At 72.8% G+C, this 25,048-nt stretch carries 17 protein-coding genes and 1 tRNA gene; 9 read left to right on the forward strand and 9 right to left on the reverse strand.

The window, feature by feature from the left end; translation table 11 throughout:
- Positions 1–36: 36 nt before the first annotated feature.
- The 3 genes from BM237_RS02025 to BM237_RS02035 form a co-directional block, all read right to left on the reverse strand.
- Positions 37–2,382, reverse strand: a complete 2,346-nt coding sequence (locus BM237_RS02025; protein ID WP_093847065.1) for a rhamnogalacturonan lyase family protein — start codon at positions 2,380–2,382, stop codon at positions 37–39.
- A gap of 282 nt (positions 2,383–2,664) precedes the next feature.
- Positions 2,665–3,570 carry an AraC family transcriptional regulator gene (locus BM237_RS02030; RefSeq protein WP_175540849.1) on the reverse strand — a complete coding sequence of 302 codons (906 nt, stop codon included), beginning with the start codon at positions 3,568–3,570 and terminating at the stop codon, positions 2,665–2,667.
- 163 nt (positions 3,571–3,733) lie between these two features.
- Entirely contained in the window at positions 3,734–5,062 is a 1,329-nt protein-coding gene (locus tag BM237_RS02035; RefSeq protein WP_107415187.1) for a YncE family protein, read from the reverse strand.
- 130 nt (positions 5,063–5,192) lie between these two features.
- Here BM237_RS02035 and BM237_RS02040 point away from each other — a divergent pair, with 130 nt between their 5' ends.
- Complete coding sequence (locus tag BM237_RS02040) at positions 5,193–5,768, forward strand: hypothetical protein (protein ID WP_245793350.1); 576 nt, start codon at positions 5,193–5,195, stop codon at positions 5,766–5,768.
- Positions 5,769–5,926: 158 nt separating this feature from the next.
- A complete protein-coding gene (locus tag BM237_RS02045; RefSeq protein WP_093847068.1) occupies positions 5,927–8,746 on the forward strand; it encodes an MXAN_6230/SCO0854 family RING domain-containing protein in 2,820 nt (939 codons plus the stop codon).
- A gap of 114 nt (positions 8,747–8,860) precedes the next feature.
- Here the strand turns inward: BM237_RS02045 and BM237_RS28915 are convergent, their stop codons facing one another.
- Entirely contained in the window at positions 8,861–9,544 is a 684-nt protein-coding gene (locus BM237_RS28915) for an AMIN-like domain-containing (lipo)protein (RefSeq protein ID WP_139238050.1), read from the reverse strand.
- Positions 9,545–9,830: 286 nt separating this feature from the next.
- Between BM237_RS28915 and BM237_RS02055 the strand changes: the two genes are divergently transcribed.
- Positions 9,831–10,613, forward strand: a complete 783-nt coding sequence (locus tag BM237_RS02055; RefSeq protein ID WP_175540850.1) for an ANTAR domain-containing protein — start codon at positions 9,831–9,833, stop codon at positions 10,611–10,613.
- Between the two features lie 115 nt (positions 10,614–10,728).
- On the opposite strand, the gene BM237_RS02060 is transcribed toward BM237_RS02055, so the two are convergent.
- The 3 genes from BM237_RS02060 to BM237_RS02070 all read right to left on the reverse strand — a co-directional run bounded on the left by BM237_RS02060 (position 10,729) and on the right by BM237_RS02070 (position 12,696).
- On the reverse strand, positions 10,729–12,033 hold the full coding sequence (locus tag BM237_RS02060) for a phytase (RefSeq protein WP_093847074.1): 1,305 nt from the start codon (positions 12,031–12,033) through the stop codon (positions 10,729–10,731).
- Positions 12,034–12,104: 71 nt separating this feature from the next.
- Positions 12,105–12,305, reverse strand: a complete 201-nt coding sequence (locus tag BM237_RS02065) for a hypothetical protein (RefSeq protein WP_093847075.1) — start codon at positions 12,303–12,305, stop codon at positions 12,105–12,107.
- A 109-nt stretch (positions 12,306–12,414) separates the two neighbouring features.
- A complete protein-coding gene (locus BM237_RS02070; protein ID WP_093847077.1) occupies positions 12,415–12,696 on the reverse strand; it encodes a DUF6332 family protein in 282 nt (93 codons plus the stop codon).
- Positions 12,697–13,009: 313 nt separating this feature from the next.
- Here BM237_RS02070 and BM237_RS02075 point away from each other — a divergent pair, with 313 nt between their 5' ends.
- On the forward strand, positions 13,010–14,236 hold the full coding sequence (locus tag BM237_RS02075; RefSeq protein WP_175540851.1) for a PP2C family protein-serine/threonine phosphatase: 1,227 nt from the start codon (positions 13,010–13,012) through the stop codon (positions 14,234–14,236).
- A gap of 12 nt (positions 14,237–14,248) precedes the next feature.
- On the opposite strand, the gene BM237_RS02080 is transcribed toward BM237_RS02075, so the two are convergent.
- Entirely contained in the window at positions 14,249–14,572 is a 324-nt protein-coding gene (locus BM237_RS02080) for a hypothetical protein (protein ID WP_093847079.1), read from the reverse strand.
- A 227-nt stretch (positions 14,573–14,799) separates the two neighbouring features.
- Between BM237_RS02080 and BM237_RS02085 the strand changes: the two genes are divergently transcribed.
- Both BM237_RS02085 and BM237_RS02090 read left to right on the forward strand, forming a co-directional pair.
- The gene (locus BM237_RS02085) at positions 14,800–20,853 is read left to right on the forward strand and encodes a BUD32 family EKC/KEOPS complex subunit (RefSeq protein ID WP_093847081.1); all 6,054 of its coding nucleotides are present in this window, start codon (positions 14,800–14,802) and stop codon (positions 20,851–20,853) included.
- A 4-nt stretch (positions 20,854–20,857) separates the two neighbouring features.
- Positions 20,858–21,850 carry an NUDIX hydrolase gene (locus tag BM237_RS02090; protein ID WP_093847083.1) on the forward strand — a complete coding sequence of 331 codons (993 nt, stop codon included), beginning with the start codon at positions 20,858–20,860 and terminating at the stop codon, positions 21,848–21,850.
- 109 nt (positions 21,851–21,959) lie between these two features.
- On the opposite strand, the gene BM237_RS02095 is transcribed toward BM237_RS02090, so the two are convergent.
- Positions 21,960–22,032: transfer RNA gene (locus BM237_RS02095), tRNA-Thr, on the reverse strand.
- A gap of 227 nt (positions 22,033–22,259) precedes the next feature.
- Between BM237_RS02095 and BM237_RS02100 the strand changes: the two genes are divergently transcribed.
- The 3 genes from BM237_RS02100 to BM237_RS02110 all read left to right on the forward strand — a co-directional run bounded on the left by BM237_RS02100 (position 22,260) and on the right by BM237_RS02110 (position 25,001).
- Positions 22,260–23,357 carry an ABC transporter ATP-binding protein gene (locus BM237_RS02100; protein WP_093847085.1) on the forward strand — a complete coding sequence of 366 codons (1,098 nt, stop codon included), beginning with the start codon at positions 22,260–22,262 and terminating at the stop codon, positions 23,355–23,357.
- A 307-nt stretch (positions 23,358–23,664) separates the two neighbouring features.
- Positions 23,665–24,078: a hypothetical protein gene (locus tag BM237_RS02105; RefSeq protein ID WP_093847087.1), complete on the forward strand. Its 414-nt coding sequence runs from the start codon at positions 23,665–23,667 to the stop codon at positions 24,076–24,078.
- Between the two features lie 176 nt (positions 24,079–24,254).
- The gene (locus BM237_RS02110) at positions 24,255–25,001 is read left to right on the forward strand and encodes a nucleotidyltransferase family protein (RefSeq protein ID WP_093847089.1); all 747 of its coding nucleotides are present in this window, start codon (positions 24,255–24,257) and stop codon (positions 24,999–25,001) included.
- Positions 25,002–25,048 lie beyond the last annotated feature (47 nt).

Here is a 25,048-nt window from a genome sequence, read left to right on the forward strand (position 1 = left end):
CCCGTGGGGGGCTCCTGTGGAGGGCTGTCGGGTTTGTCAGCGCAGGTAGACGTTGGGCTGAGGCGGGGTGCTCATGCCCTGGCCGAGGAAGAAGCTCGGGTGCGGCGGCTGGTTGTAGGCGGTGTTCTGCCAGGCCAGCGCCACCCGGTACTGCGCGTCGTGGACGAGGGTGTGCAGCTTCAGGTCGGTCGGGGCGGTGGTGGCGTAGATGCGCAGCGCGGAGTTGTCGCCGTGCCGCCAGATCACCTCCTCGCGCCAGTCGCCGAACAGGTCGCCGGAGAGGACGGGCGTGGACTTCGTGCCGTTGCCGGCGGCCACGCCGCTGCCGGTCAGCAGGCGGGTGTCGCCGCCGGTGCCGTACTTGTCGATCCGGGTGCCGTCGAGGAGTTCGCGGACCGGGTCGCCGTCCCACCAGGCGAGGAAGTTGGCCGAGGACGGGTTGCGGCCGACACCGTCGCCGGAGGCGTTGCGCAGCCGGTCCATGTTCGGGCCCGAGCCCCAGAACTCGGCTCCGGCGCTGCCCGCGTGTATGTCGCCGGCCGCGCCGCGTCCCGGGCCCTCGCCGCCGCTGGTGGGCGTGCGGTGGATGACCTGGCCGGTGCGGGCGTCGTGCAGGTCGGAGCCGGGCTGGTTGCCGGGTTCGTGGATGGTGAAGACCTCCAGGCCGGACCGGGAGGGCACGAAGTCGCCCACGTGCAGTGCGTCGCCGTGGCCGAAGCCGGTGGCGTACATCAGGGTGCCGTTGTCGTCGACGGTGGCAGAGCCGTAGACGATCTCCTGGCGGCCGTCGGCGTCCACGTCGGCGATGGACAGCTGGTGGTTGCCCTGACCGTAGGCCGCGCCGTTGCCGGAGTTGTTCGAGTCGAACAGCCAGCGCCGGGTGAGCTGCCCGTTCCGGAAGTCCCAGGCGGCGATGGTGGCGCGGGTGTAGTAGCCGCGGGCCATGATCAGGGAGGGCCGGGTGCCGTCGAGGTAGGCGGTGCCGGCCAGGAAGCGGTCGACGCGGTTGCCGTAGGAGTCGCCCCAGGAGGAGACGTTGCCGCGGCCGGGCTCGTAGTCCACGGTGTCCAGCGCGGCGCCGGTCAGGCCGTCGAACATCGTCAGGTACTCGGGGCCGGACAGGATGTAGCCGCCGGAGTTGCGGTGGTCGGCGCCCGCGTTCCCGATGACGGTGCCGCGTCCGTCGCGGGTGGCGTCGGCGGTCTTCATGGCGACCTCGGCGCGGCCGTCACCGTCGTAGTCGTAGACCTGGAACTGGGTGTAGTGGGCTCCGGCGCGGATGTTGCGGCCCAGGTCGATGCGCCACAGGCGCTGGCCGCTGAGGCGGTAGGCGTCGATGTAGACGTTGCCGGTGGTGCCGGACTGGGAGTTGTCCTTGGCGTTGTCCGGGTCCCACTTGACGACCAGTTCGTACTGCCCGTCACCGTCCAGGTCACCGGGGGAGGCCTCGACGGGGGTGTAGGTGGAGCCGGGGCGGGAGAGCGGCACGTCGAGATGGTTGCCGCCGGTGAAGCGCAGCGAGGGGCCGGAGGCGGCCTGTTCGGCGCCGTCCACCACCGCGCGCACGGTGTAGGAGGCGTCGGCGGGGGCGCCGGCGTCCAGGTGGTTGGTGGAGCCGGTGATGGGCGAGGAGTTCACCTTCGTCCCGCCCCGGTAGAGGTTGAAGGCCGTGTCGCGGCTCTCGGTGCCCAGCAGCCGCCACGAGACCAGGTTGCCCGTGCCCGAACGGACCGAGACCAGGCCCCGGTCGACGTCCTCCATCTGCTTGGCGCCCCCGGGCGGGGGCTCACTCCCGCCTCCGTCGTCGCCGTCCACCTCCACCAGGCGCCACTGCTGGTTGTGTCCGCCGGTGTCGGTGTACTGGGAGATCCGCGCGCCGTCGGCGGTGGACCACTCCCACACGTCCAGCGCCTTGCCGCTGTGACGGTTGATCAGCCGGACGTGGCCGCCGTCGGAGTCGGCGACGCGGAACTGCTGGTTGTAGCCGTTCTTGTCGTCCCACTGGACGACGTTCGCGCCGTCGTCGGTGGAGCGGGCCTCCACGTCCAGGACCTTGCCGCTGTGGCGGGCGGCGATCCGGTACCAGCCGTCACCGGAGGGGACGAAGCGGAACTGCTGGTTGGCGCCCGTTCCCGGCGTCCACTGCACCACGGAGGCGCCGTTGTCGGTGGAGCGCTCGAAGACGTCGATCGCCTTGCCGCTGTGGCGGGAGACGAGCTGGTAGTAGGCGGAGGTGTCGATCTCGGCGGCACCGGCCTCCTGTGCGGGCAGGGCGACGAGCGGGACGGCGGCCAGCAGCGCGGCGGACGCGGCGGCGTACAGCCCTCTCAGGCGGGAGCGGGGTCTCGGGCGGAGTCTCGGGGGCGTGCTGCGGGCAGGCATGGCGGCTCCTTGTCTGGGGTGGCGCACCCACGGGTGGGGGAAGAGCCTTGATGAATCGATTCATCGACGCGCCGGACGGAGAGGTGCACACCAAGGGCGCCGACGGAACGTGGTGCGGAAGAAGGTGTGGGAGCGCTCCCGCGACGATAGGCGCGGCCATCGCGGGACGGCAAGAGCCGTGCACGGACGAAGTGGCGGAACCGGCCCGGGGGCCGGAACGCGGATGCGCGCCCGGCCGCCCGGCCGGCCCGGGCCCCCGGGCCGGCCCCGCGGCGCGGTCGGTCACGCCGGTTCGACGGGCAGCCACAGCTCGCAGGTCGCGGTGGTGAAGTCGTCGGCGCGCTCCAGGACCGCGACGATCGAGGGACCCGGCCGAAGACGCCACGGGTTGGAGGGGAACCACTCGGTCGCGGTCGCGGCCCAGGTCGTCTGCAGGGCCTGCGGATACGGTCCGGCGGTGCGGAAGACCGCCCACTCGCCGGCCGGCACCTCGATGGTGTCGAGGTCGCCGGGGACCGGCGTGTCCCGGGAGACGGCGACCCCGTGCAGATAGGTCAGTTCACTCCCCTCCGCGCCGTCGGGGTCGAGATCGTCGCAGACCTGCAGCAGGCCTTCCGGCTCGGTGTCGCCGAGGGCCTTCAGCCGCGGATGCTCCTCCTGCGGCAGCGCGGTGATGTGCCGCTGGATGTGCGGGTTGACGCCCTGGTGGATGAGCGGGACCCGGGCCGCGTGTCCGATCAGGCGGAACGCGGGGCGGTCGGCGAGGCGGGTGTCCATGGGGATGCTCCCTTCGACGGTCAGGTGGAACCTGAGCTGCGGTTGTGCGCGAAGGGGGCCTCCGTCGCGGCGCACCTCACCGGGGCCCGCGCCGTGGACCGCGCGGAACGCACGCCCGAACGCCTCGGCCGAGCCGTATCCGTACCGGACCGCGATGCCCAGCAGACCGTCCTCGCCCCGGACCACGTCGGCGGCGGCGACGGTCATACGGCGCCTGCGCGCGTACTCCGACAGCGGCATGCCGGCCAGCGACGAGAACATGCGGCGCAGGTGGTACTCGGTCGTGCCGAGTTCCCTGGCCAGTCCCCCGACGTCGGGCTCCTGGGCGGGGTGCTCGGCGAGGCGCTCCGCGGTCCGCTCCGCGAGGTGCTCCTCGACGAGGTCGACGAGCCGGTTGAGTGCCGAGATCACAGGGCCTCCCTTCGACGTCCACCCTGCCCGGCGGAGCCCCGGCCCGACCCGACCGCCGCGGTCCGCTCCGATCATGCGCCCGGGCGGGCCGGGGCGTCCACGCCGACACCGTCTCCCCGCCACGGCCCCCGGACGGACCCCGGGGCGGGGAGACGGACGCTGGTCAGCCCGCGGAGGGGCCGGTCCACCCGGCCGGGACGTGTCCCACGCGCACCCGCTGCGGGTGGTCGCCGACGGGCACGGAGGCCACCTTCCGGCCGGTCGCGAAGTCGATCGCGGTGACCTGGTCGGATCCGCTCTCGGAGACCACGCAGTGCCTGCCGTCGCCGCTCACCGTCGCCCAGTACGGCTTGGAGACCTCCACCAGCGGCCCTTCCTCCAGCGTCCCGCGGTCCACGACGGTGGCGTAGTCGTCCATCGTCCCGGCGACGCACAGCTTCGTGCCCCGGGGGTTCATCGACATGCCGTGGTGGCGCGAGTCGTTGACCCAGGTGGTGCGGTCCTCGTCGGTGTCCGGGTTCTTCGGCAGCTCCTTGATCCGGGTGATCTCGTCGGCGGCCACGTCGTACTCCAGGAAGCCGTTGAAGAACGACACCTGGAAGTAGAGCCTGGACTCGTCGGGCGTGAAGGCCACGGGCCGCACCGAGTCGGAGAGGTCCTCACGGCCGAAGGCGTCCAGCCGCTCGCGCATGTCGATCACCTTCACCTGCTCGAAGGTGTCCGCGTCGACGACCGTGATGCGCCGGTCGCCCTTCGTCCAGTCCAGCCAGGGGGCGTCGAGGTCGTTGTTGACCTCTCCGATGGACATGTTCCAGATGTGCCGGCCGCCGTCGGTGAAGACGTTCTCGTGCGGCTTGTCGCCGGTCCCGAACGAACCCAACTCCTCGCCCGTGACGATGTCGAGGACGTGGACGGTGTTGGAGGTCGACGCCGACACCGCCACGCGGCGGCCGTCGGGCGAGACCGCCATGTGGTCGGAGCGGAAACCCGACACCGGGAAGCGCCAGTTGACCTTCCCCGTGGCCACGTCGATCGACACCACGTCGGCGAAGCTGGGGCGGGAGACGACGACGGCCGAGCCGTCCGGGGTGGAGTACATGTCGTCGACGTACTGGTCGTGGCCCTCGCCGACGGTCTGGCGGATGCCGAGGAAGAAGGCGAGCCTGATCGGGTTGAGGTAGATCTCCCGCATCCGCTCCTTCCTGTCGGGGATGACGTCGATCCGGCCGACCTTCGCGTAGTCGCCGGTCGACTCGATGACGTCGGCGGTCCCGTCCCAGTTGTTGCCGACGAACAGCACCTCGTTCAGGCCGCCGCCCGCGGCGGTCCCCGCGTCGGCGGAGGCGGGTACGGCGGAGGCCGAGGCGGGTACGGCGGCCGTGGCGGCCAGGACGAGGGCCGCGGCGCATCCGGCGATCCCCCGGGATCGCCGGGAGGGACGGGACGGGCGGCGTCGCGGGGAGGGGCCGTGGGGTGACGGTGTGGGCGTCATGCGCGCTCCCGGTTCGGACGGACAGGGCTGGTTACCGGAGGTAACGTAGCGGCACGGCGAACGGCTGGCCAGAGGTGCGGCAAGCCGGAGCCGGTCGCGCACCCGGGCCGCGCACCCCATACTCGTCCGCGTGAAACCGTCGCCCCCGCTGCGCGCCCACCGGTTCCGGGACCGGCGCCACACCAAGTACGACTTCCTCGACCCGATCCTCGTCGCCTGTCCGGGCTGCGGCACGGAAGCGCGCGTCGCCGGGATCCCGCACGAGCCGGGCCATCCCCTCTACCCGGCCCTCGCACCCCGGCGGCTGGTCTGCCGCGCCTGCGCCCTGTCCCGGACGCGGGGCGGCGGGGGGCCGGTCTTCCACCGGAGCCCGGCCGGAACCGCCCGGGACCCGTACTTCGGCGCGCCGCTGCTGTTGCAGACCCGGACCCGTCACGGCCTGCTGTGGGCATACAACCTCCGGCACCTCGACCTGATCGAGCGTTACGTGCGGGCGTCGCTGCGCGAGAGGGCCCACTGGTACGACATCGGCACGGGCAAGACGCTGGTGGCCTCCCTGCCCGTGTGGATCAAGCGCGGGAGGAACCGCGACGAGATCCTGAGGGCCGTCCGCCGTGCCCGTGCCCGCACCGTGCCGCCGGAGTCCCGAGGCGCCGTCGCGACGGGAAAACGGTTCGCCGTCCACCGCGCCCGCGGCCTAGGGTGAGCGTCGCGCGGGGGCGGCTCCGCGGCGTGCTTCCTTCTCCTCTTCTTCTCCAAAAAGAATCCGAGTGCGCCCACTCCCCGCCCCCGCGCCGTTTTCCGCCGAACGTCCCGGCTTCCGCCCGGACACGGCTCTCAGGACTTCTCCACGGGGGTTGCGGCATGGCTGCCACGCGTACCGGCGACCGTACCCGCGTCACGACGAACACGGCCGCGGAAGACCTCGAAGGGCTGCTGCTGCGGCGCCTGTCCACGGTGTACGTCGCCGGCGCCCCGGCGGACGGCGGAGCACACGGCGGACAGGCCGGACCCCGGGGGAACGCCGAAGGGCTGACCGCCCTGGAGGCCGACCTCGCCGGACGCGGCTACGTCCTGACCGCCCCGCTGCGCTCCGCGCTCGCCGCCCTGCCGCCGGCCGGTCTGGCGGAGCACGGCATCCGCCTGCTCGGCCGGATCGACGCGCTCCTCGGCGCCGACCGCCGCCACGAACCGCTCTTCCGCCACTTCCCCGACTCCGTGCCCGACCACGCGCACAGCCTGTACAGCGAGCGCATCCTGGCCTTCCTGCTCTCCCAGCCGCACCAGCCGTGTGTGGTGTGCGGACGCACCGGCGACATCGGCGCGCTCGCGCCGTGCGCCCATCTGGTGTGCTCCGAGTGCCTGCGCGACACCACCGTGCCGTGCGGTTGCGAGGAGGGCGTCGACTTCTTCGCCCCCTGCTGCCCGCTGTGCCTGACCGCCGTGACCGGCCGGGCGACCCCCTGTCCGGACCCCACCGCGCCGCGACCGGACTTCCGCGCCCCGGCCGGGGCGCGGAAGCGGCAGACCGTGCCGGAGGACGCGTCGCTGCGCCCGCTGCGGCTGGGCGAGGAGGCGGGAACGCGGGCGGCCGCACGCGCGGTGCTGGCCGGTCTGCTGGCCCGGCGCACCCCGCTGTCCCCGCAGGACCGCGACGACCTGACCGCCCTGCTGCCGCACACCGGCCCCGGTCTGGACTGGCTGCCGGAGGAGATCCCGGTGCGCGAGACCAGGGCCGCGGTCCTGGCCGCGCTGCTGCGCGCCCCCGAGACCGCCGCGTCCGCGCGGGAGGTGCTGCGCGACCACCTCGACACCGCCACCGACGTGCTGCGCCTGATGTGGGCGTACTCCGGCGGCGAGCCGGATCTGCTGGAACCGCCGCGCCTGCGCTCGCTGCCGCGCCCACTGCGCCGCGAACTCCTCGGCGTGCTCGACGCCCTGCCGCCGGAATCGGTGGCCGAGGACATGCTGCGCCGGCCCCCGGCGTGGAAGCGCGCGGGCGAGGTGCTGCACCCGTTCGAGTACCGCAACCGCTTCCCGCGCGCCGCCGCGGCGTTCGCCGCCGTGCGCGGCACCGACCTGACGGCGGCGCGGTCCGAGTGGCTGCTGGAGGCCGCGACCGCCCTCGCCGACGACCGGACGCGGCTGGTCTCGGGCCGTCCCGGCGGGGCCGTCCGGCTGGCGGTGCGGACGTTCGCCTCCGAGGCCGAGGGGCTGCTGGCCCGCGGGGACACCGCGGGCGCCACCGCGCTGCTGCTGCGCCGCCCCGGCGAGCTGGTGCGCCGCCTGCACCAGTTGCTGCGTGTTCACAGCATGTGGAACGCGGGCGGCGAGAACGCCCCCGCCCTCCCGCCGGGGCTGCTCGACGGCCTTCCCGCCGCTCTGCGCCGCGTCGGCCCCGGGCCGCTGCTGGGCGCCTGGGGACGGTTGCGCGCCCCGCACGAGGTCGGCGAGCGGCGGGTGTTCTTCCCGCGCGGCGCCATCGCCCTGGCCCACGGTGTCGACGACCACGCCCCGCCGGTGCCGCGCGCCGCGGCGGCCGCGGTGTGCGTGCCGCTGGAGGCCGAACTGATGCGCCGCGCAAGCGAGTCGGCGGGCGAACCGTCCGGCGTGTCCGTTCTGGACGCCGCGCTGGCCGATCTGGCGGTGCCGTTCGCCGAGCGGGCCGCGTCCAGGAGCCTGGTGACCCTGCCGCGCGGCAGCCGCCGCCCGCTGCCCGACAGCGGACGGCTGCGGCTGTTCCTGCACTGGACGGAACCGCGGGGGCAGCGCGTCGACCTGGACCTGTCGGTGGCGCTGTACGACGCGCGGTGGCGCTTCGTCGGCCTGTGCGACTACACCCGTCTGGTCTTCGGTGCCCGCGCCGCCGTCCACTCCGGCGACTTCACCTCCGCGCCGCCGCCGCACGGCTCGACGGAGTTCGTCGACCTGGACACGCCCGCGCTGGCCCGGGCCGGCGCCCGGTACGCGGTGGTCGTGGTCTTCAGCTACAACGATGTGCCGTTCGACGACCTGGCCGAAGCGTTCGCGGGCTTCATGCCTCTGGCCGAGCGCGGCCGGGAGCATGACCGGGGCCGCGGCCGCGGCCGCATGTACGACCCCCGCCGGGTCCGGCAGCGCTTCGACCTGGCCGGGAACGCCCGAGTGTGCGTACCCATGGTCCTGGACCTGCGGGAGCGCGACGGCCTGTGGACGGACGCCAACCTGTCGGCGGCCGGCGGTCTGCACAACGTGTACCGCCACCGCGACCGCCTGGGCCGGCTCGCCTCCGATCTGAACGCCCATTTCGCCTCCGGCGCCCGCGCGACCGTCTGGGACCTGGCCGTCCGCCTGGCCGCGGCGGCCTCCCCGCGGGTGTGGGTCCGCTCGGCCGACGGGCTCTTCCTGGACCACTACCGGATCGGGGAGTGGGAGAGCGCGGACGGTTTCGCCACCCGGATCGCGGAGGGATACCCGGACGAACGGCACACCGGCACCCCGGCGCGGAACGCCCGGCTCCTCGCGGACTCCACAGGCGCGGACGTCCGCTTCGCGGCCCTGGTCGACAGCGATGTGCCCGCCCGGTGGGAGGACTGCCTGCTGTACCGCCTCTTCCCCGGCCCCCTGGACGCCGGGCTCGGCCCGGACGCCCGCCTCCTGACCGCCTCCGACCTCCTGACCCGCTTCGCCCCGGACGGCGGGTGACGGACGGCGGGTGACGGGCGGCGGGTGACGGGTGACGGCTGATCACCGGCCGGGGTCCCCTGGGCCCCTCGGCGGCCCCTGCGGGCCCCGACGGGTCCGACGGGTCCGGCCGTCTCAGCCCGCCGAGCCCGCCGCCCGGTGCGCCACATCAAGGATGATCTTGTTCTTGCCCGTGGTCACCCGGAAGCCCGCCGGGCCGTCTCCTTCGGGGTCGACGCCGACGCCGAAGAGCGTCTCGCCCTCGAAGTAGCTCACCAGCCGCAGCTCGCGGATGACGGGGGTGTTCCTGCCGCCGTCGTCGAAGTCGGGGTCGGGCACGGACCGGAGGAAGGAGATCTTCAGATCCTGGTCGCCCTTGAGGGGGATGACGTCGCCGGAACCGTCCTGGTGCAGGGTGTCCACGTACTCGGCCACGAACCTGGGGGTGCCCTTGTCGAAGTCGAAGACGACCCGGTCGTAGGTGTCGTGGATGCCCACCCGCACCCCGCGCAGCTCCGGGAAGTCGTTCACCCCCGCGTCCCGGGCGGCCCCCGTCCTGCGGGAGGTGTCGCGCAGCACCACGCTCTCCTCCCCGCCCCCGGGCGGAGAAGGTGACGGGGAGGCGGACGAGGGCGCGCCGGTGGGCGCGGAGGGCGAGGCGCTCCCCCCGGCGTCCTCGGACCGTTCGGGCTGTCCGGACCGGTCGGTCGTCGGAGCCGTGCTCACGCCGCCCCCCGTCTCCCCTTCCGCCCCACCGCAGGCCGTCACGAGGAGGGCCGATGCGAGGGCGATCGCGGTCATGGTCGTACGAGGTGTCACTGCGCGCTCCTGAACGTAGGTTGCCGGGCTCCGGGAACCCGCTTGATAAGGGTCTGTTGCCGAGTGGGCCGGATGCCAATCACCCAACCCCCACGATCCAGCCAAAGGTGTCGTTCCCGCCGTATTCCCCTCCGGCCCGTACCGTTCGGGCCTTCCCGCACCGACACCATGGACGAGCCGGCGGCCGGCCGTGAAGCCCCCGGGGCCGGCGGACGGTGGCGGAAGGCACCGCGCGCGGAGGCGGTACGTACGCATTGAACGCCGGACTCGGAGCATGAGTAGGGATATGGCTCCGTCTACCCCCTCCCCCGCCGACTTCGAGGCCATATTCCGCGCCACGACCTCACCCCTGCTGGTGCTCGGCACCGATCTGGTGGTCCTGGAGGTCAACCGCGCCTGTGAGGAGGCGACGTTCCGCGAGCGGAACGAGGTGGTCGGACGGCACGTCTTCGACGCCTACCCCGCCAACCCCGACGACCCGGGCGCCGGCGGCGTGCGCGATCTGGACGCCCTGTTCCGGCGCGTCCTGACGACCGGAACGGCCCAGGCCCTGCCCGTCCTGAAGTACGACGTCCCCTTCGCCGACAGCCCCACCGGCTTCCGCGAGAAGTACTGGAGCCCGATCAGCAGCCCCGTCCTCGACCCCGGCGGGGAGGTCACGGCGATCCTGCACCACGTCGAGGACGTCACCGGCTTCCACGAGGAACTGGTCCGCATCGAGCGCGCCTACCGGCAGACCGACACCCCCACGGCCCGCGACCACACGGCCGTCGCCCAGCGCGGTTACGAGCGCCATCTGGCGCAGGCCACGTACGACCTCGGACGGTACCGCGAACTGGAGGAGGAGGCGTCCCAGCTCCGGCGGGCCATGCGCAGCCGCGCGACGATCGACCAGGCCATCGGCATCGTCCAGGCCGAGCGGCGCTGCGGCCCCGAGGACGCCTTCCAGATCCTGGTGACCATCTCCCAGCGCACCAACACCAAACTCCGCGACATCGCCGCCGGCCTGGTGAGCCTGGCCGAGACCGACCCGCCGGGGCCCCTCCTGCCGGACACCGGCGCCCCGTGACGACTCCCCGACGGGCCGTGGCCGCCCCGGGGAGCTCGGGGCGGCCACGGGGACCACGGGGACCACGGAGCCCGGCGGAGGCCCTGGGTGCGGGACGGCTCGACGGCCGGACGGCTCAGTCGTCCACGGCGTCCATGACGTCGGCGAGGTCGACGAACTTGAAGCCGGTCGCCTCCCGGCCGTCCTCGGCCGGGGTCTGCCGCCCGTCCTGGACGACGAGCAGGCCGTCCGGATACCGCGCCCCCAGCGGCGCGTTCAGCACGGCGGCGCCGTCGCACTCCTCGGAGCCGTCGAGGGCGCGCGAGGCGGCCGTGACACGGAAGCCGCCCTCGTACTCGTTGTCGTCGCCGAGCTCGCGGTCGTAGAGCGCGAAGGTGTCGTCGCCCTGGCTGGAGGCGATCACGTATCCGTCGCCGTCGCGCTCGGTCAGCAGCGTCAGGCCCTCGACGTCGGCGGCCAGGTGCTCGCCGCCGTAGCCCGGGTCGGCGCCGGACGGCAGGCACTCGTCGCTCGCCTCGTCGTACGCGGCCGGGACACCGTACTCGCGGACCCTGTCGATCAGTTCGGGCCCGCCGGTGAGGTCGGCGCGCATCCGCCAGACTCCCACGTCCTCCTGCCCGGCGTAGAGCATTCCGTTCGCCGGGTCGACGACCATGCCCTCGACCTGCGGCATTTCGCCCGGCTCGCCGCACGGCGACCAGACGGTGCCGTTGGGCAGGCGGAAGGAGGCGGGCAGGTCCAGGGTGCGGACCTCGCGGTAGCCGACGGTGCCGCCGGCGCGGGGGACGATCTCCAGCAGGGCGACGGTGGTGCGGTTGTTGCGGCTGACCAGGGCGTGGGAGCGGCCCGTCGAGCGGTCGGTCCAGGTGGCCAGGCCGTAGGCGGTCTCCTCCTCGTTGATCTCCGCCTGGTCGGCGGAGAAGACCGGGGCCGCCGCGGGGTCGGTGACGTCGGTGAGCGGGCCGCCGGGCCGGTCGCGGTCGATGCGGTAGAAGCGCAGCCGGTCGTGGCCGCGGTCACTGACAACGGCGAGGTCGGCGCGTCCGCCCGGCAGGCGCAGACCGTGCAGGAGGTCGACGTTGTTGAAGCGGCCCGGCGCGTCACCGGGCGCGGCGGGCGGGGGCGCGGGGATCGACTGGATCCGCCGGGCACCGAGGTCGTAGACCCGCAGGCCGCCCTCCTTGGCCGTGGCGACGACCAGGCTGCGGCCGGGGTCGGCGGGGTTGCGCCAGATCGCGGGGTCGTCGGCGTCGGCGTTGCCGCCCTCCTCGTCGTCGTACAGCGCCTCCGTCTCGGCCCGGGGGGTGACGGAGGGCAGGGCGGACGAGCCGGCCGGGCCCGCGTGGGCGGGCGCGGCGCAGACGGCGAGGGCCGTACACAGCAGCAGGGTCGCCAGTCGGCCTGATCGGCGTACGGGCACGGGCTTCTCCTCCGGATCGGGGGCGCGGAAACCTCCGAAGGAGCCTGGGCCGAGAGGGTTACCGGACGGTTTCACCCCACCGACGCGCACATGCCCACACCGTGCATTCGGCCCCCGGCGCCACCCCTGTCCGCGCCTCCCAGACTCAGCGCCCCGATGCCGGCGATGGCCGCCATGCCCCAGTGGCCCGTACCGCCGCCCGGGCGGCGGGCCGGCGCGACGTTGATCGCGCCCACCACGACCCAGCACAGGGAACCGAGGGCCTGGAACATCCAGCCCTTCTCCGACGGCCCCGACGGCCCCGACGACACGGCATCACCTCCCCGTGCCCGTCTGCTCTTTCGGCGGGCGGGGAGTCATCCCCGTGCCGGACGCTCGCGGCTATCCGTTGCGCGAAGCTCCCTGCCCGGCTCCGTACGCCCGTCGCGTACGGAGCCGCGAGTCGAAACCCCACAGAACGGCGGCCACCCGCCACAGCAGCGCGGCAGCGGACAGGGCGGTGGCGGTGCCCACGACGGCCTTCGCGGCGGAGCCCGCCACACCGAACAGCAGGACCGGGCTCATCAGGACCAGCCACACCGCCCCCGCCAGGAGGCCCGCGGAGAAGACGGCGTAGCCGATCTCCACCGTGACCGCGTCCCGCTCCTTCTGATCCCGTGTCATCTCCTCGTCCCCCCCTGCGCCTACGTGAGGTTTCCCGGACCCCGGAAGCATCGAACCTACCGGCCGGGACCGCGGTACGGCGCCGACCCTCACGTCCCGCGTACGGCGACCGTCCCGCACCGGTCCTGATCCGGTCCTGCCCCGGGGCGCCCTTCCGTTCGGGTGAACGGGTGCGAGCGCCGCCCCATCGCCCTGCCGTTTCCGGTGAATTACTGTGACAGGCCAGCCCGAAGGCCCTCAGCGGGACACCTGGTGCGGTGATGCCGGTGAGACGCGCGGGAAGACGGCGCCGTAGCCGACGAGAGGACGAACCGTGAGCGGTGAGGGCTTGGAGCTGGGCGAGTTGCTGAGTGCGGCCGAGAAGGCATCGCCGGTGGCGTCCGTCGACGTCGTCGCACGCCATCTGCGGGAACGGTTCGGTGCGCGGTCGGTGTCCTTCCTGATCACCGACATCCAGGGCCGGGAGATGGTGCGCCTGACCGCCCTCGGGCCGGCCGGAACCGAACGCGGCGCCGAACGGATCCCGGTCGAGGGCAGCGTCTACGACACGGTGCTGCGCGCCCAGCGGCTGCTCCGGGAGCCGGGCGGGGAAGGCGGGCATCGGGTGATCGCACCGGTCACCAACCGCGGCGACCCCATCGGCTTGCTGGAGATGGTGCTGCCCGGCTCCGACCGGGCGGTCCTGGACCAAGTGGGCCAGGCCGCGCACGCGCTGGCCTACATCATCGCCACCGACCGGCGCTTCACCGACCTGTATCAGTGGGGCCGGCGCACCGTCCCCGTCAGCCTGGCCGCCGAGATCCAGCACCAGCTGCTGCCGACGGCCTCCTGCTGCGAGGCGGCTCAGTTCACCGTCGCCGGCGCCCTGGTGCCCGCCGCCGATGTCGGCGGTGACACCTACGACTTCGCCCTGGACCGCAACACCCTGCACCTGTCCGTCACCGACGCCATGGGCCACGACATCGACTCCGCCCTGCTGGCCACCTTGGTGGTCGGTGCCCTGCGCGGCGCCCGCCGCGCGGAGCGTGACCTGCTCGCACAGGCCCGGCAGGCCCACCAGGCCCTGCTGGACAGCGGCCGCGGCGCCCTGGCCACCGGACAACTGATCCGCGTCGGTCTCACCGACGGCACCGCCCACCTGGTCAACGCCGGCCACCCCTGGCCGCTGCGCCTGCGCGGCGGAAGCGTGGAGGAGGTCGCCTTGTCGGTCGACCTGCCCTTCGGCGTCCTCTCACCCGCCGCCTACCGCGTCCAGAGGCTGGACCTGCGCCCCGGCGACAGGCTGCTCCTCCTCACCGACGGCATCCAGGAACGGGAGGCAGGGGCCGTCGACCTGCCCGCACTGCTCCACGACACCCGCGGCCTGCACGTCCGGGAGGTCGTCCGGGCCCTGACCAGCGCGGTGGAGGACGCCTGCCACGGTGAACTCGGCGACGACGCCACCGTGCTGTGCCTGGACTGGCACGGCACGGACACCGGTACCGGTGCCGGTACCGGTACCGGCGAGGAGGTCTCCTCCAGCGGCGCGGACCGCGGGTAGAAGGGCCGACGGTCACATCGGCATGCCGCTCGGACGGCATACCGGCCGGGGGCGGACACCCTCTCGGGCCTCGTCGGTGCGGTCGTGGCCGTTCCCGGAGGCCTGGCCGGTGACCAGCCGGGAAGGCGCAGAACCCGCCGGGCGGGTGGTGTCCACGGTGAGGTGGAGCCCGGTGCCGCCTTCGCTGTGGGCGGGATGGCCGCGCTGCTCCTCGGCGGCGAAGCGACTGCGCAGAACCTCCGCGACGCGGCGGGCGGCCTCGGGGGACGCCGCGACGGTACGGACCTCGGCGCGCCCGGCCGAGACCGACCCGCCGGGGCCCCTCCTGCCGGACACCGGCGCCCCGTGACGACTCCCCGACGGCCGTGGCCGCCCCGGGGAGCTCGGGACGGCCCCGGGGACCACGGGGCCGACGAACTTGAAACCGGTCGCCTCCCGACAGCCTTCCTCCGCCCCGCCTTTCCCCCGTTTCCGGGGCCCGGAAGGGACGGAGGTGGTACAAAAACTCCAGCGGCAGGCGCATGGAACGAAGCGGCACATCAGCCGCTCGGAGGGGGACGCGCATGGACAGTGAACTGCGGCTCGGCGACCCTCGGCACCAGAACGTCGCCGAGGAGGCCCTGAGGCTGTGGTTACCCTCCGCCGCCTTCCTCTTCGAGCCCATGTCCCCGGGGCGCTCCGGGGCCGAGTTGACCGGTGTGGACATCAGCGGGCAGACCGGGGACATCCAGCCGGGCACCTACGTCCTGCGAGTCGGCCCCGCCGAGGACGGCCTGACCGAGGCGAACGAGCTGGCCGCGCACCAGAGGATCCGCGACAGGGCCCCGGACTTCGCCGAACACCACATCCCCCGCCTCGTCCGTCTTCACCAGCGGACGGCGGAGGACGGGCGGCTGGTCGCCTCACTGCACCAACTGGCGGGCGGCAGCCACCGGTACGCCCCGCCGCGCAGCCAGTCGGAGAGTCTCCTGCGCGGAGTCGAGGCCATCTCCCGGAAGATCCTCGACGCATGGGCCGACCCGCACGACGTGGAGCCGATGCGGCCACGCGAACTGCTCCTGGCCGTGGCCGGGGAGCGCAGGGCCGAGGAGTGCCTCCGCTCGGCCGCCGGCCTCTTCGGCGGCGAACTCCACCGCGAGGACGGCCATGTCTTCCTCGACCCGCGCACCGTGTTCGAGCGGGACGCGGGCGCCGCCTTCCCCGTCGTGCACGGCACCTGCCACGGCGACCTGCACACCGACAACCTGCTGCTGCCCCGGGACGAGCTCGTGGCCTCCGACGACGCCTTCTGGATCGTCGACGTCGACCAGGCGCGCCGCTCCGTGGCCGGTTTCGACCTGGCCTACCTGGAGGTCAGCGTCCTGGTGAACATCCTGCCGCCCAAACGCCTCCCCGTGCTGGCCCGCTGCCTGGAGGCGGCCGAGGACCCGGCGGTGAAGTCCGTACCGGACGACTGCCACTGGCTCGTCGGCCTCCTCCAGCGCTCGCGCGCCGGAATCCAGGAGTGGGTCGTCCGGCAGCCCGGCCGTTTGGACGCCCTCTACCGGCAGTTCATGCTGGCCCGCATGGCCGCCGCCCTGCTCTGGGCCCGCCGGTTCCCGGCCGGTGACGAGAGGGCGCGGACCTGCCTGGCGTACGCGGGGTGGTACGCCATGCGGTACGACCGCGACTTCCCCGCCGGCGCACCGGAGTTTGGGGGCGCCTCCTCCGCGGTCCCGGCCACGCGGGAAGGGGCACGGGAGACGCACGAGAGCGCCCGGGCCCGCGATGAACTCTGGGAGACCTTCTGGGACGCCGCCTCGGGTTTCTCCCCGCACGCGGCGCGGTACGTCCTCGTGGCCGAACAGCTGCCGCGCACCGACTCGCTCGCCGCCCTCGGCCGCATCCCCTGGTCCGTCGTCGTGGACCTCGACCCGGCGTCGGACGGCGACGGCCTGCACCACCGCGCCGGACGGGTCCTGGGCACACAGCGGGCGGTGCACCTCCTCACCGACGACCGGCCCGTGATCGACTACTCGCGCGGCACGGCCTGGATGCTCGCGGCGGGTTCCGTCCTGCGCCGCGAACCCGCCCTGGAGGGACGGGACTGGGTGATCCGGCGCCTGAACGGGGTGCGCCAGCTGACCGCCTCCTTCCAGCAGGCCGTCGGTGACACGCCCGTGTGCGTCGTGGTGCTCGAAGGCGGCACCGACACGGCGCGCGGGTCCGGCCGGGACCGCCTGCTGCGCGTGATCGAGACGATGGACGAGATGCTGCAGGGAAAGGCGGTCTTCCTGCACACCGGCCTCGCCCGGCTTCAGCCCGCCGTGCCCTTGACCCACGTTCCGCTGCCCGTCCCCGAACTCCTGGAGCGGCTCACCGGGACACTGGGCACCAGCGCGGAACACCTGGACTACACCGTGCCCGCCCTGGACAACGGCACGGTGGCCATCTCGCCGGAGACCATGCAGAAACTCCGCGAGTACCTGGTCATCCTGCACGACGGGATCGAGGCGTCCGACCTGCCGGGGGACGACCGCCACAACGACGCCTTCTGGCGCGGCGGGCTCATCGGATGGGCCGACCTCGACGAGGGCCGGGATGTGGTGCGATCCGTCAACGACAGCCTCGTGGCGGCGTTGCGCGGCAGCCTGGAACACCACCGCACGCGCACCGTCCTGCTGGAGCACCGGCCGGGCGCGGGCGGCACCACCGCCGCCCTGCGCGCGGCCTGGGACCTGCACCACGAGTACCCGGTGGCGGTGCTGCCCAGCGGGATCCCCGTGACGTCCTCCCGGCTGCCGCTGCTCGCCGACCGTCTGCACCTGCTGTACACCATCGCGCAGATGCCGGTCCTCCTGGTCGCCGAGGCCGGTGACCTGAGCGAGTCCTACCGCGAGGCGCTCTACCGGGAGCTGTCCAGGCGCAACACCCGCGTGACGATGCTCTACGTGCGGCGCGGGATCGGCGAGGCCGGCCGGGGCGCCCTGCTGGTCTCCGAACCGCTCGGCACGGAGGAGACGGCCGACTTCCTCGGCCGCTACAGCATGCTCGCCCCCGACCCCGCACGGATCGAGGAGCTGCGGCTGCTGGGCACGGAGCGGTACGAGCGGTACCGCACCCCCTTCTTCTACGGACTGATCACCTTCGAGAGGGAGTTCACCAAACTCTCCACGTACGTGCGTACGCACCTGCAGAACGTCCGCGGCCGCGCCCGCGAGGTCATGCAGTACCTGGCGCTGGCCACCATCTTCTCCAACACCGGACCGCAGCGGGAGCTGGTGCAGAAGCTGATGCACGTCTCCACGCCCTCGGCCGAACTCGACCTCTCCGACGTGCTCGGTCCCGAGGCCGCACGCCTGGTGGCCGTGCGGTCCGGCCGGGTGCGCCTGCAGCACCAGCTCCTGGCCGAGCAGGTGCTCGCGGAGCTGCTCAACGACGAACGGTGGGACCGTCACCTGAAGGACCTGGCCATCGACTTCATCCAGACACTGGCCATCACCACCGACGTGTCCTCGGAACCGGTGCGCGTACTGCTCCGCCAGATGTTCGTGGACAGACAGGGCGGCCTGGTCGACGGTGTGGAGGACCGGAGGAACTTCGCCCCGCTGATCGAGCGGCTGGACCTGAACTCGGCCCACCAGGTCCTGAAGTCCCTCACCGAGCACGTCTCCGACGAACCGCACTTCTGGAACCATCTGGGCCGGCACCAGATGTACCGGCTCAACCGGGAGCTCGACAAGGCGGAGGAGTACGTCTCCCGGGCGGTCGCCCTGGCTGAGGGCGACTTCCTCCACCACCACACGCTCGGGCTGGCCCGGCGCAGCCGGATGCGCCAGGCGCTCAGGGACGCCAAGCGGCGCGGTGTGCAGGCCGTCATGAGCGTCGCCGACCGGTGGTTCGCGCAGACCGTCGAGTGCTTCATCACCACCCGGAAGCTCAACCCGGAGAACATCTACGGCTATGTCACCCACGTCCAGGCCGTGGTGGACGTCGCCAAGGCCATCAAGGACGCCGCCCGGGTGTCGTCCGTCGCCGAACTGAGCGCCGACGCCAGCGACTGGGTCACGGAGAACCTCGCCGACGCCAACTTCCTGCTGGCCGAGGCGGCACAGCTGTACGGGACCCTGGACCGGCGCGACGACTACCTGGTGCGCTGCCAGGCGGACATCAAACGCCTGTACGGGGATCTGGACTCGGTGGTCGAGCTCTGGGAGCTGGCCGTCGCCGGCGCGCGCGGCACGCCCATGGTGCAGAGAGCCCTCGCCCAGGCTTACTACGTGCGCGGCGGCCGGAGCTGGCGGGAGCTGGACCGGACCGAGCTGGCCCGCATCGCCGAACTGGCCCGGCAGAACCTGTCCAGAACCGGGTGCAAGGAGGAGGACTACCGCCTCTGGTTCGAGGCGTACAGGCTGCTCCCCGAATTCGACATCGACGAGGCCCTCTCGCAGCTCCAGCTGTGGTCCGACCGGTTCCCGTCCTGGCGCGCCCACTACTACCGGTACTGCCTGTTCTTCCATCTGTGGTTCACCGGGCGCAGCAACGACGTCGAGGCGTTCCGGCTGGAGCAGCAGCAGGCCGAGAAGTACGTCGTGGGCCGGTCCAACCGCTCCTACCTGTGGCTCTCCTCCGAACCGCAGTGGTTCCCGATGATCGCCGACAGCGACCTCGGGGAGTGGAACCGCCGGGAGATGTTCTGGACCAACACCTCGCGCCTGCAGCGGGTGAACGGCGTGATCGACTTCATGCGCGGCCCCCAGGCGGGAACCATCCAGCTCCACGGCTCGGTCACCGCGTTCTTCGTCCCCACCCGGGGCAACTTCCTCCCCGACAGCGACGAGAACACCCCCGTCAACTTCTTCCTCGGCTTCAGCCCCGAAGGGCCGCGCGCCTGGGACGTCAGGAAGGGCCACTCCGACGACGCGGTCCAGGCCAGACGGACATCCACCACGGTACCCGCACCGCTGCTGACGGCGCGGGCGAGCCTGCGGCTGGCACCGGCCCAGGTGGCGGAGCGGGCCGCCGGCCTCACCAGGCGGCGGAAGACCGACTTCTGCATCGCCCTGCTGGAGGCCTGGCAGACGGTCGGCATCACACCGCGGCTCTCCCAGCTCGCCGAGCGGACCGGGGCGCGCTTCCGGTACGAGGGCGACGACGTCGAGGAGCTGCTGACCGAGTCGCGGCGGGTCGTCGTCGGCGACGAGGACGACCCCGTGGTACAGCTCATCGACGCCGCCGGCCGGACGGCCGCGCCGGTGCAGGCCCTCTCCGTACCGCAAAGCGGCGAAGAACCGTTGCTCGGCAGGATCTCCTACACCAAGGAGGCCGAGAACCACGGGATCATCGAACTCGTGGGCAGCGGGTGGGCACGGTTCAAGTTCCAGGACATCGGCAACCCCGGAGCGCAGGGACCGGTCCGGGGCCAGATCGTGCGGATGGCCGCGGTGGAGCTGGACCGCCAGGGTGGGATGAACGCGCGCGGCATCGAACTGATGCCCTTCTCCTCCGTCCTGGTGGACGGCGAGGTGGTGCACGCGGAACAGCTGCGGGAACGGGTCGAGGCCGATCTGCGGGCGGTACTGGAGGAACGGCTGGCACAGGGCATCCAGGCGACACCGGCCCGGGAGCTCGAGGAGTGGCTGGACGGCAGGTTCACCGGCTGCCGGCCGCTCGCCGAGCATCTGGGACTCCCCTCCCTGAAGCACCTGTGGGACGGACTCGACTGGCTGGACGCCAAGGGCAACGCGGCCACCCGTGTGCTCAGCCTGCGCGGCGGCAAGGTCTTCGGACGGGTCTCGGAGAGCCTCTCGGACGGAGGGAACCAGGACCGGCGGAGCACGGAGCCGGACCGCTTCGGGGAGGTGCTGGAGTCGGTGGTGGAGGAGATCCGGAAGAAAACCGGCAAGTCCTCCCCCGCCTTCTACCGGGTGAGGAAGGCGCTGCTCAAGAGGCTGGGAGAGGACTACCACAACGTCGTCGGAAACTCCCTGAAGCACCGGATCGCGCAGCAGCGGGGCTGGGAACTGCTGGAGATCGGCCCCAAAAAACACCTGGTGCGCAGGACCGGCACCGCGTCCCCGGCGAGGAAGCGGAAGGACACGGAGGGCGCCCGGGGCACGCGGGACGCGCCCGAGGCCTTTCCGTCGTTGCTCGCCGGTGCGGTGGCCTCCCTCTCCGCCGACGGGAAGCCGGCCACCCTCCAGCAGATCGGCGCCCTGCTGCGGGCCCGGCTCGGGGAGAACTACACGGCCGTCGTCGGATCATCGCTGAAACGGCGGATCGAGAAGGAGCCGGGATGGCGCATCGAGGAAGTGCGTCACAACACGCTCGTCGCACACCCGCCGCCGGAGGTCCGGGGCGGGCCCCCGGCCGCCGGCGCGGCGGACGTCGCGGTGGATGTCGCGGCGGACCTGGAGGAAGCGGTGAGGACTCTGCGGGCGAAGGGCCGGGAGGCAGCTCTCACCGGCATCGGAGACGCCCTGCATGCGCGCTGGGGCCCGGAGGAGTACAAGCGGATCGTCGGCGGGCGGCTGAGGACCCTGGTGGAGAAGCACGGATGGACCGTCCGCGAGGCCCGGCAGGGCGTGTGGGTCCTGGACGCCGAAGACCGCTCCCGCACCACGGAATCGGAGGGATAGCCCGGTGGACGACCCCCGGACGGCGGTGGCCGCCCTGCTGGACGGCGTGGCCGAACACTCCGGACCTCCCGTCCCGGTTTCCGAGCTGTGCCGGCGTACGGGCCTGGCGGAAGCGGCGGCCGAGACGGCGGCCCCCATGGTGTTCGCGCTCCTGAGCGCGTTCGGAGCGTTGGACTGGCGACAGGACCCGGCGACCGGGGAGGCCCTGGTCGCCGCCGTCAGCCCGCAGGCGGGATACCTCCTGCGCAGCCTCAGCGCGTACGTACGGACGGAACAGGCGTTCCTGGACAACTGGGAGCGGCCGGGAACGGCCGACCCGCCCCTCACCGACCGGCAGGCACTGTCCGGACCGCAGTTCCTCCACCTCCTCGAGAAACGGCGCCTGCGGACCAACCCCGACGCCCCGCCGCTGCGCCGGGTCGACGTCGCGCAGGTGGTCGTCAAGAACCGCGTCCGGGGGCGGGGCGGCCGGGCGCAGTACCTGATGCTGTACGACGGCCGGGCCCGGCAGTACCAGCTGCCCGGCGGCTACGTCCGCGCGTCGGACCGGGACGCCCGGACGGCGGCCGTACGGGAGCTGGAGGAGGAACTGCCGGGGTACTCCTATGTCTCCGGGAGAGACACCCTGACGGAGCTCGGGGTGTTCCCCGTCGTCCAGATCTCCCGCACCCACGGCGCGGTCACCGCATACCGGGTCGCCCTCTACCAGCTGCGCTCCGGAACGGAGCGGCTGCCGCTCGCCCCGGGGGCCCTCTGGGTACCCGAGGAGACCCTGCTCGACCCCGCCGGCACGGTCGGCGGCGCCACGCTGAACATCACCGCGCTGCTCCGGCTCGACCGGGCACTTCCCGGAGGGATCGGCGGCCTTCCCCAGAGCATGTCCGGCGTCCAGCACCGGCCGCTGCGCGAGGTGGTCCGGGACAGGCCGTGGGAGGTGGTGGGCCTGCTCGTAGGCGTCGTCGGCCTGCTGGTCTCGCTCGTCCCGCTCTTGTGGTGACTCGCGCCCGACACCGTACGGCCTGACCGCCGGCCGCGCCGCCCGTCCACGCCGAAGGCCCCGGACCATGACCGGCCCGGGGCTTTCCATCTGCCCTGTTCGGGCGTTGAGCCGCCTGTCGGGTTCGAACCGACGACCTTCGCTTTACAAGAGCGGCGCTCTACCAGCTGAGCTAAGGCGGCGTGCGCGGCGGCGCCGCGGGCCCGGCGGGGGCCCCGGCGCGTACGCAGTGTGCAGTGTACCCACTTCCCGGCGCCGGGCCGGAGTCCTTTCGTGACCGCGGAAGTACTGACAAGACAACCCCCGGCGGGTTACCGTCGGCCCACGTTCACACAGGTTCACACAGGTGGAACGCGACCTTTACTCGGATCGTCCGGCACGTTCCTGCCGGTGAAGGAGACAACCGACCATGGCCTCGGTCACGTACGACAACGCCACCCGGATCTACCCGGGCAGCGACAAGCCCGCCGTCGACAAGCTGAACATCGAGATCGAGGACGGCGAGTTCCTCGTCCTCGTCGGCCCCTCCGGCTGCGGCAAGTCCACCTCCCTGCGCATGCTCGCGGGCCTGGAGGACGTCAACGGCGGCGCCATCCGCATCGGTGACCGCGACGTCACCCACCTTCCGCCGAAGGACCGGGACATCGCCATGGTGTTCCAGAACTACGCGCTCTACCCGCACATGACCGTCGCCCAGAACATGGGCTTCGCGCTGAAGATCGCGGGTGTGCCGAAGGACCAGATCCGCGCCAAGGTCGAGGACGCCGCGAAGATCCTGGACCTGGAGCCCTACCTGGACCGCAAGCCCAAGGCGCTCTCCGGCGGTCAGCGGCAGCGTGTGGCGATGGGCCGCGCGATCGTCCGCGAGCCGCAGGTGTTCCTCATGGACGAGCCGCTGTCGAACCTCGACGCCAAGCTCCGCGTCCAGACCCGCACCCAGATCGCCGGCCTCCAGCGCCGGCTGGGCATCACCACGGTCTACGTCACCCACGACCAGACCGAGGCCATGACCATGGGCGACCGGGTCGCGGTGCTCAAGGACGGCCTGCTGCAGCAGATCGACTCGCCGCGCCACATGTACGACAAGCCGGCCAACCTCTTCGTCGCGGGCTTCATCGGCTCCCCGGCGATGAACCTGGTCGAGGTGCCGATCACCGACGGCGGCGTGAAGTTCGGCAACAGCATCGTGCCGGTCGAGCGCGAAGCCGTCACCGAGGCCGCCAACAGGGGTGACAAGACCGTCACGGTCGGCATCCGCCCCGAGCACCTGGACATCGCGGGCGAGGGCAGCGACGCCGGTCTGGCCGTCACCGTCAACGTCGTCGAGGAGCTGGGCGCCGACGGTTACGTCTACGGCACCGCCCAGGTCGGCGGCGGGGCGAAGGACCTGGTGGTCCGCGTCGGCGGCCGCGAGGTGCCGGAGAAGGGCGCGACGATCCACGTGGTGCCGCGCGCCGGCGAGGCCCACGTGTTCGCCACCTCCACCGGTGAGCGCCTGACCGACTGACCGCCCGAGCGGCGCAGTCTCCTCCACACGGCCGACACGGGGCCCGTACGTCCGCGCGCAGCGGGCCGTACGGGCCCCGTGTCGTTCCCGGCCGTCTCCGGCGGAACCACGGCGGAACCACGGCGGAACCACGGGGCGTCCCGCCCGGGGCCCGCGTCAACACAGGGACATCTCCGCACCTGGGACTACAGGGTTCTCGGTCACTCGTGAGAGTGACCGAATGTCGCCGGATCACCACTCCTCGCTACCATCGCAGACGCCCCGGAACGGGCTTCCCGATACCGTCCTTCGCGAGGAAGACTCCACAGTGAATCAGGCAGCGCGCCGCATCGGCCGATCTCTCGCCCTCGTCCTCCCGGTCGTCCTGGTCCTGTCCGGGACCCTCGCCGTCACCGCCGTTCCCTGGGCGCCGCGGTCGGGGACGCAGATGCTGACCGCCTCCGCGGAGCAGGCGGCGGTTCCCCGCGACAGGCCCCGCGCCCCGCACGAGGTGGTGCGCGACCGGCTCGTCGCCGAGCTCCAGCGGGAGAATCCGGGCGTCGCCCTGACGGGCCTGCAGAAGGAGATCACCCGCCGGCCGTCGCTGGCGCGGCACTGCACCTCCATCGCCCGCGCGCTGGGCCGGGCCGCGGTCGAGAAGTACGGTCCCGCGCGCGCCCACGCCTACTCCCGGCCGGTGTGCGACACCTCCTTCGCCGCGGGCGTCACCGACGCCCGCTGACCGGTGCGGCTCCCGGGTTCACGAGGGGGCCGCTGCGCCGTAAGCCCCGCGTCTTCGGCCCTCCCCACACCTTCCACACCTCCCGCACGTCCGCGCGGGACCCTGCGTGCCCCGCGTGACCGCGCGCGACGACGGGTGCCGGAGGGGCGCGGGAGGGGTGCGCATATCGTCGCCGCATGACACTCGACGACCAGCTAGCGCACACGTATCCGACCCAGGCCGTGGTCCTGGCCGGCGGACAGGGATCGCGGCTGCGTCCGTATACGGACGACCGCCCCAAGCCGATGGTCGAGATCCCCGGTACGGGCACCCCGATCATCGGCCACCAGCTCGCCTGGCTGGCCGCCGAGGGTGTCACCGACGCCGTGGTCTCCTGCGGCCATCTCGCCGAGGTGCTCCAGGAGTGGCTGGACGGCACCGAACTGCCGCTGCGGGTGACGACGGTCGTCGAGACCGAGCCCCTCGGCCGCGGCGGCGGCCTGAAGTACGCCGCCGCCTCCCTCCCCCGCCCCGACGAGCCGTGGTACGCCACCAACGGGGACATCTGGACGCGTTTCTCGCTGCGGGAGATGGCGGAGTTCCACGCCGAGCGCGACGCGACCGCGACTCTCGCGCTGGCCCGCCCGCGCATCCCCTGGGGCGTCGTGGAGACCGACGAGTTCGGCCACGTCCTGGACTTCATCGAGGCTCCGCCCTCGCCGTACCTGGTCAACGCGGGCGTCTACGTCTTCTCCGCGTCCTTCACGGCGCTGCTGCCCGACCGCGGTGACCACGAGCGGACCACCTTCCCCCGGCTGGCGCGCGAACGCGCCCTGGCGGGCTTCCCGATCCCGCAGGGCGCGTACTGGCGTGCCATCGACACCGCCAAGGACCTCAGCGAGGCCGCCAGGGAGCTGGCGGGCCACGGCCGCTCCCACCGGTAGTCCGGCCCGGGCACGGCCCGGTGCACGGCGCCACGGCCGGTGTACGT

Origin of the sequence: Streptomyces mangrovi, assembly GCF_900114215.1 — a bacterium.
GTDB classification, from domain to species: domain Bacteria; phylum Actinomycetota; class Actinomycetes; order Streptomycetales; family Streptomycetaceae; genus Streptomyces; species Streptomyces barkulensis.

Excerpts from the sequence above, each read along its gene's own strand:
- BM237_RS02025 (WP_093847065.1), bottom strand. The coding sequence starts at position 2,382 with ATGCCTGCCCGCAGCACGCCCCCGAGACTCCGCCCGAGACCCCGCTCC.
- BM237_RS02035 (WP_107415187.1), bottom strand. The coding sequence starts at position 5,062 with ATGACGCCCACACCGTCACCCCACGGCCCCTCCCCGCGACGCCGCCCG.
- BM237_RS02045 (WP_093847068.1), top strand. The coding sequence starts at position 5,927 with ATGGCTGCCACGCGTACCGGCGACCGTACCCGCGTCACGACGAACACG.
- BM237_RS02055 (WP_175540850.1), top strand. The coding sequence starts at position 9,831 with ATGGCTCCGTCTACCCCCTCCCCCGCCGACTTCGAGGCCATATTCCGC.
- BM237_RS02065 (WP_093847075.1), bottom strand. The coding sequence starts at position 12,305 with ATGTTCCAGGCCCTCGGTTCCCTGTGCTGGGTCGTGGTGGGCGCGATC.
- BM237_RS02070 (WP_093847077.1), bottom strand. The coding sequence starts at position 12,696 with ATGACACGGGATCAGAAGGAGCGGGACGCGGTCACGGTGGAGATCGGC.
- BM237_RS02085 (WP_093847081.1), top strand. The coding sequence starts at position 14,800 with ATGGACAGTGAACTGCGGCTCGGCGACCCTCGGCACCAGAACGTCGCC.
- BM237_RS02100 (WP_093847085.1), top strand. The coding sequence starts at position 22,260 with ATGGCCTCGGTCACGTACGACAACGCCACCCGGATCTACCCGGGCAGC.
- BM237_RS02110 (WP_093847089.1), top strand. The coding sequence starts at position 24,255 with ATGACACTCGACGACCAGCTAGCGCACACGTATCCGACCCAGGCCGTG.